At 36.7% G+C, this 6,135-nt stretch carries 4 protein-coding genes; all 4 read right to left on the bottom strand.

Annotated features, from left to right (window positions below; all coding sequences use genetic code 11):
- Positions 1–141: 141 nt before the first annotated feature.
- The 4 genes from RR539_RS06920 to RR539_RS06905 all read right to left on the bottom strand — a co-directional run bounded on the left by RR539_RS06920 (position 142) and on the right by RR539_RS06905 (position 6,073).
- Positions 142–1,701: a xanthine/uracil/vitamin C permease gene (locus RR539_RS06920; protein ID WP_332474084.1), complete on the bottom strand. Its 1,560-nt coding sequence runs from the start codon at positions 1,699–1,701 to the stop codon at positions 142–144.
- A gap of 36 nt (positions 1,702–1,737) precedes the next feature.
- Complete coding sequence (gene ade, locus RR539_RS06915) at positions 1,738–3,471, bottom strand: adenine deaminase (protein WP_332474083.1); 1,734 nt, start codon at positions 3,469–3,471, stop codon at positions 1,738–1,740.
- Between the two features lie 87 nt (positions 3,472–3,558).
- Entirely contained in the window at positions 3,559–5,343 is a 1,785-nt protein-coding gene (locus tag RR539_RS06910; protein WP_332474082.1) for an adenine deaminase, read from the bottom strand.
- A gap of 628 nt (positions 5,344–5,971) precedes the next feature.
- A complete protein-coding gene (locus tag RR539_RS06905; RefSeq protein WP_332474081.1) occupies positions 5,972–6,073 on the bottom strand; it encodes a putative holin-like toxin in 102 nt (33 codons plus the stop codon).
- Between the last annotated feature and the right edge of the window lie 62 nt (positions 6,074–6,135).

Here is a 6,135-nt window from a genome sequence, read left to right as displayed (position 1 = left end):
AATTATACGAAAAAATACCCCATAGGGTAGACTTTTTTTAAATCGTCTATTCTATAGGGTACATTTTAGATTTGAGGGACTCTTTTGTTTATTAGATTTATAATCATGGCATATGGGGGAATATGGCCATTAATTTATCTTTTATAGATATTCGAAATCATCATCAGATTGGAACCAAGTCTTTTTACCCTTGTGCATTATAAAACATAGTACTGCAACTATTAGGTAGGCTATTCCAAAAGGTGATGTTATGTTTAGACCAAGTTCAGCACTGTGGATGAATCCAACAAATGATAGTGCTGCACCTGCCAGTGCCATAAAGCCAACCTTATGTAGCTCCTTATCAATAATAAATACGGTCATAGTTCCAAGTAGTATACCGATTATTACTGCACCTGACTTAACAGCAGGTATTCCGTCCCACATAACACCGTTACCTACAAGCTGCTCCTTAATTGCAGGGGCATAGTCGTTTAGTCCGCTTGCGAGTTTTTCTGTATGAACATTTAGTGTTCCAAGTGCACCTGTTATCTGTGAGTATAGATAATCAGCTACTGGAGGGATCATGGCAACCCCGATAGCTGCATAGTGTTTAACGCTACAATCCTTAAATGCCTGTGATACCATAAGTACTGCACACCATAGGAATGTTACTGCACAAATTGCAGGTGGAACAAGTCCGTTAAAGAAGGTAAACAGTCCGAAGAATCCTGATAAACCAAGTACTATACCTGATATAGCAGTATATCCAACTCCTGCTCCTGATTTTTTAAGTCCAGCATGTCCAAGCCATACTGTGTTAGGAACAACTCCTCCAAATACTGCTGAAATCATAGTACAAATACCATCTGTAAACTGAGCGTACTTAATATTGTAGTTGTCTCCAGCTGCATTTGCAGCCTCAACGTTATCCATTGTTTCGAAGAAGTTATAAATATTAACTGGGATTATAATTGTTAGATATGGTGCAACAATTGCAAATCCACTAAGTAGTGTTTCAAATGTATTAGCTGGGTTTGGGAAGTAGAATCCAATTCCACTAAAGTCGAAGTGGGTTCTTCCAAGTAGGAATGCATATATAATACCTCCTACAATAGCTACTATTAGTGGTGGTACTTTTTTCGGAAATAGGTATCCACCAAATAAACCAAACATAGCTACTGCAAATATAGGAAGTCCTATAATAGGGTCAGCATATATGCTGAATACTCCCTGGGTTGCCATCCAGATAAATCCGATACCTGCAACTGTACCTAGTAGAGCTGCACGTGGAAGTTTTGACTTAAGCCAAGGTCCTATAAATCCTCCAAGGAATTCTATAGCTCCACCTATGAAGCATGCTGCCATTGCAGCTGCCCATGTTAGTTTAGGGTCGTTTATTGCATAGTTTAGAGGCATTACAACGCCATAAAGTATAACGAACATAGCAGGTGTTGATATTCCGGAAGGTAGTGCGGTTGCATCTATTTTACATTCTGAACGGTTTAATTTATAAGCCATATATGTGTAAACAATACCACTACACATAAGACCAATTGAAAGACCAGGGATTACCTTACCGAATACAATTTCATCAGGCCATCCAAGTACACCTGAAAGTGTTCCGATAACGATTAGATAATTAACTAGGTTGTTTGATACTACATATGTGATTCCACCAATGTCTCCCTTGGTGAAAAATTTTACTTTATTAGCTTCCATAGTTTAGATCCACTTCCTTTCACATAGAATATGAGATTATTCAGCGTCAAGGTCTATAAAGTCAAACTTCATTACATCGAAAAGTCCCTTATCAGTTAGCTTAATCTCTGGGATTACAGCTAGTGACATAAAACATAGGGTCATAACAGGCTCAACGTCTCCGCTTATTCCAAGTTCCTTGTATGCTGCTTCATGAATTGCAGTAAGTTTATCATTAACCCATTGACCTGACTTATCACTCATAATTCCACCGATTGGCATTGGCATTGTTTCAACCATTTTGCCATCCTTAACAAGGACAACTCCTCCGTGTTGGGCAATTAATTCATTTACAGCAAGTGTCATATCATCGTCATTAACACCTACAGTAATAATATTATGTGAGTCATGTGCAATTGAAAGTGCAATAGCACCATGTTTAATTCCATAATTTCTAAGTAGAGCAGTAGCAACATTTCCTGTGTTTTGGTGTCTTTCAACAACGGCTACCTTAACTATTCCATCCTCAGGGGAGTAAACAAATTCATTGTTTTCGTTAAGATTAACTTCAGCAATACTTTTAGCTGTAAGAACTCCACCAGGTAAAATGTCTATAATGTGGGCCTTCTTACCCCTAAGTTTAATATTAAGCTTTTCCTTTGAGAAATCCTTAACCTTGAATCCACCCTGAACCTTATCTATTGGGTATGTTTCAAACTTAGGAAGATAATTACCGTTTTCACCTACAAGTTCACCTTCAATAAATACCTTAGATATATTAAAGTCTGTTAGGTTATCAAATAGTACAATGTCTCCACGAAGTCCTGGGGCAATTGCACCTCTATCGTATAGTCTGAAACATTCAGCTGCATTAAGTGTAGCCATTCTAATTGCTGTTATAGGATTAATTCCATGGTTAACGCAAATTCTTAAATGGTCATCTAAATGGCCTGTTTCAAGTATTGTTTTAGGTTGTCTATCATCTGAACATAGAAGGCAGCGTCTGCTATTCTCCTCTGTTACTCCCTTTAGTAGTGGAACAAGGTCGTGGCATGCAGAGCCTTGTCTAAGAAGAATATATAATCCTCTTTCAATTCTATTGTGCATTTCTTCAACTGTTGAGCACTCATGGTCTGTACGAATAAGGCCTGCAGCATAGGCATTTAAGTCTTTGCTAAGTAGTGATGGACTATGACCATCTATTAGCTTACCTTCATTTATAGCAACAAGTAACTTATCAAGTACTGCTTCATTTCCTGATATAACACCAGGGAAGTCCATAAACTCTCCAAGTCCTAATACATCATCATATTTAATAGGACTTTCCATATCAGAAGCTGCTATTGTTGCTCCTGCATGTTCAAATGGAGTAGCAGGAACACATGATGGAACCATAAATTTAATAGACATTTTAGTGTTTTTAGCGGCGCTTCTCATATAGTTTAGCCCTTCAAGGCCACATACATTAACAAGTTCATGTGGGTCAGCTATTATTGTTGTTCCTCCATGTGGGACTAGTAGATTTCCAAGTTCCTCAGGTGACACATATGCTGATTCTATATGGATATGACTATCTATAAATCCAGGTGATGCATATTGACCATTAGCGTCATATTCAGTAAGTCCCTCATATGATCCGATACCTGCTATCTTATTATCTGATAGGGCAATATCTCCCTCGATTATCTTTCCAGAATAAACATCTACAACCTTACAGTTTTTAATAACTGTGTCGGCTTTTTTTCTTCCTGCGGCTATATCGATTAACTTTTTAAGTTCTTTATTATTCATAATAAAATCCCCTTTCAATGCAATTTTGGGTATATAATTCACCACCTAAGTAATAGGTGGTGAATCACATACTTTATTGTTCAAATTTTACTTAGCGTTAAGTTTTAGGATTGGGTCAAACGTTGTTAAGTTGACACAATCTACAGGCCCAACGTCTGTAATTGCATAATCAGGAATTGCAGTTATAGGTAGGAAGAACATGTACATAAGTGGCTCAGGAAGTGTACATCCAAGAGCTCTTGATGCATCCTTAAGCTGAATTTCTCTTTCCATAACATCAGTTGGTTCAAGGTCGCTTACTATACCTCCAACTGGTAGTGGTAGGAAGTCTACAACCTTGCCGTGGTTAACAACAACTTGTCCACCACCGTTTTCGATAAGGTAGTTAGCTGCAACCATCATATCCTCAGCACTTGTTCCCATAACAACTAGATTGTTATCATCTGGAGCAGCTGATGATGCCATTGCACCTGACTTAAGCTTCCATCCTGAGCAGAATGCTAGAGACTTGTTACCGTTTCTACCAAAACGCTCAATTACTGAAACCATAGCAACGTCTTGCTCAATATCTGGCATAACTATATGGTTAACTACATTTAATGTAGCGTCTTTTCTCTTTCTAACAAATGGCGCCTTAACATCCATTGATAGAACATCAGCAGTACCATTTTCAATATCAACTCTATATTCAAAGTCTGACTTAGTAGTTAGTTCACACTTAAGCTTACCAACAAGTACTTCACTTCTTTCAGGTGCTTCAAGCTTGTAGTTTAGGCTATAGTCTTCAGCAACAACCGTGCCTTCAACCATAACTGATCTAACGTGGAACTGAGTTAAATCCTCTATAAACAGTATGTCAGCCATTTTTCCTGGTGTAATTGAACCTATCTTATCATCAAGTCTATATGCTTCAGCACTATTAATTGTAGCCATTTGAATAGCTGTTATAGGGGCAACCCCTGCTCTTATAGCCATTCTTACAACTCTATCTAGGTGACCTTCTTCGATAACACCTGTAGCAGTAACATCATCTGTACAGAAACTTACTCTTCTAGCAAGAGATGGGTTAACCTCTGTTACCGCTCTTATATTTTCTTCCATGAATCTTGTAATAGTAGATTCTCTCATTAGCATGTGCATACCATTTCTCATCTTTTCTATTACTTCTTCATGTGAGTAACTTTCATGGTCTAGTCTAACCCCTGAGCAAAGGTAACCATTAAGGTCCTTACCTCTTGCCATAGGTGCACATCCGAATATAGGTAATCTATTTTCATGTGCATAAGCGATTGCTCCAAGTGTATCTGGATCTTCTTCCATTACTGCTTCACGAACAACCTCCCATACACCATTACATTCATTCCATTGTTGAACTTCTTTATGAACTTCTGGTGTAAAATTAAAAGAAACTGTAGATTTTGGGAAAGTGTATGGAGTCTTATATGGGGCACCCCAGAAAACCTTAAGTGGTGAAGCGTCTGCTTCTTTTAGTACTTCCTTTAAGCCTTCAAGCCCTGAAACAGAAATGTATTCATCAAGTCCTGAAATCATACTTGTTGTTCCGTGTGGAACTACAGCCTTTGAATAACTTGTAATACTTAGCTTGCTACACTCGCTATGGATGTGTCCATCAATAAGACCAGGACATAGGTAACGGTCAGTAGCATCAATAATTTCTGTTTTCTCATCAATGTAATCCTTAACATCTCCAACTGCAACAATTGTATCTTCATAGATAGCAATGTCAGCAGGGTAAACCTCATTAGTCATAACGTTAACTAGTTTACCGTTTTGAATTACAGTGGTTGCTGGAATAACTCCTCTACCAGCTCTGATTAGTGTTTTTAAGTTGTCAACAGTGTTCTTTTTCATAGTAAAACCTCCAAAATAGCGTATAGGTCGGCAATGAGTGCATAAATCAGGTTTCCCGTCCTGCGTCCTATCGTAATATGGAATTTTAAAAGAGAACTAATATTTAGAAATCCATAGCTTAAAAAAATATAGAGAAAGGGGTGTATTCATAGAGGGGATTAGGTTTCCCGTCCTATGAATACACCCCATTACAACGGCATATTCTTTAAAGAAATTAATACGTACAGTGAGAGGGTACAGTGTTCTCAATGCCTTAATATTAATTTAGAATTTTCTAAATATTAAGTTAACTCAATGATACAACCATATGTTTTTACTGTCAATAAGTTTTCAGAAAATTTAATATAGTTTATAATTTTTTAAAATTTATTATAAAAATTATGGTAATACTAATAGAATAAGTCAAGAGGAATTGATAGGTTAATAAGGGTAATTTTGAAGTGTATAATTAATATAAAATATATAGGTTTATTTTTGTTAATTATTTGATATAATATTAATAAGAAATGCAGATAATAAAAAGAAGAGTGCAGCTAACACTCTTCTTAATACAACTATAGTTGCTATGGCAACTGATATCACTATATTTTATATTGAAATAGTAGCGTCCAATTGCGAGGTGGGGCTACTATTTTTTTGAGATTTTTTCTATAAGTAACACTATAAATGTTAATAGTGCAATTAAGAATATACCTGCTGTAAATAGTAACATTAAAATATCGTTACTCATATGTATCACCTCCCTTCATAAAGAAAGGTAAGTGATATCAGTAGCCCACATTCAACTATTAA

Source organism: Clostridium sp., assembly GCF_036639235.1.
In the GTDB taxonomy this organism is placed as follows: domain Bacteria; phylum Bacillota; class Clostridia; order Clostridiales; family Caloramatoraceae; genus Clostridium_AB.
This window is presented reverse-complemented; position numbering and strand designations above follow the sequence as displayed.

Bases quoted from the DNA above. Each gene is read 5' to 3' on its own strand.
- RR539_RS06920 (WP_332474084.1), bottom strand. From the start codon at position 1,701: ATGGAAGCTAATAAAGTAAAATTTTTCACCAAGGGAGACATTGGTGGA.
- ade (WP_332474083.1), bottom strand. From the start codon at position 3,471: ATGAATAATAAAGAACTTAAAAAGTTAATCGATATAGCCGCAGGAAGA.
- RR539_RS06910 (WP_332474082.1), bottom strand. From the start codon at position 5,343: ATGAAAAAGAACACTGTTGACAACTTAAAAACACTAATCAGAGCTGGT.
- RR539_RS06905 (WP_332474081.1), bottom strand. From the start codon at position 6,073: ATGAGTAACGATATTTTAATGTTACTATTTACAGCAGGTATATTCTTA.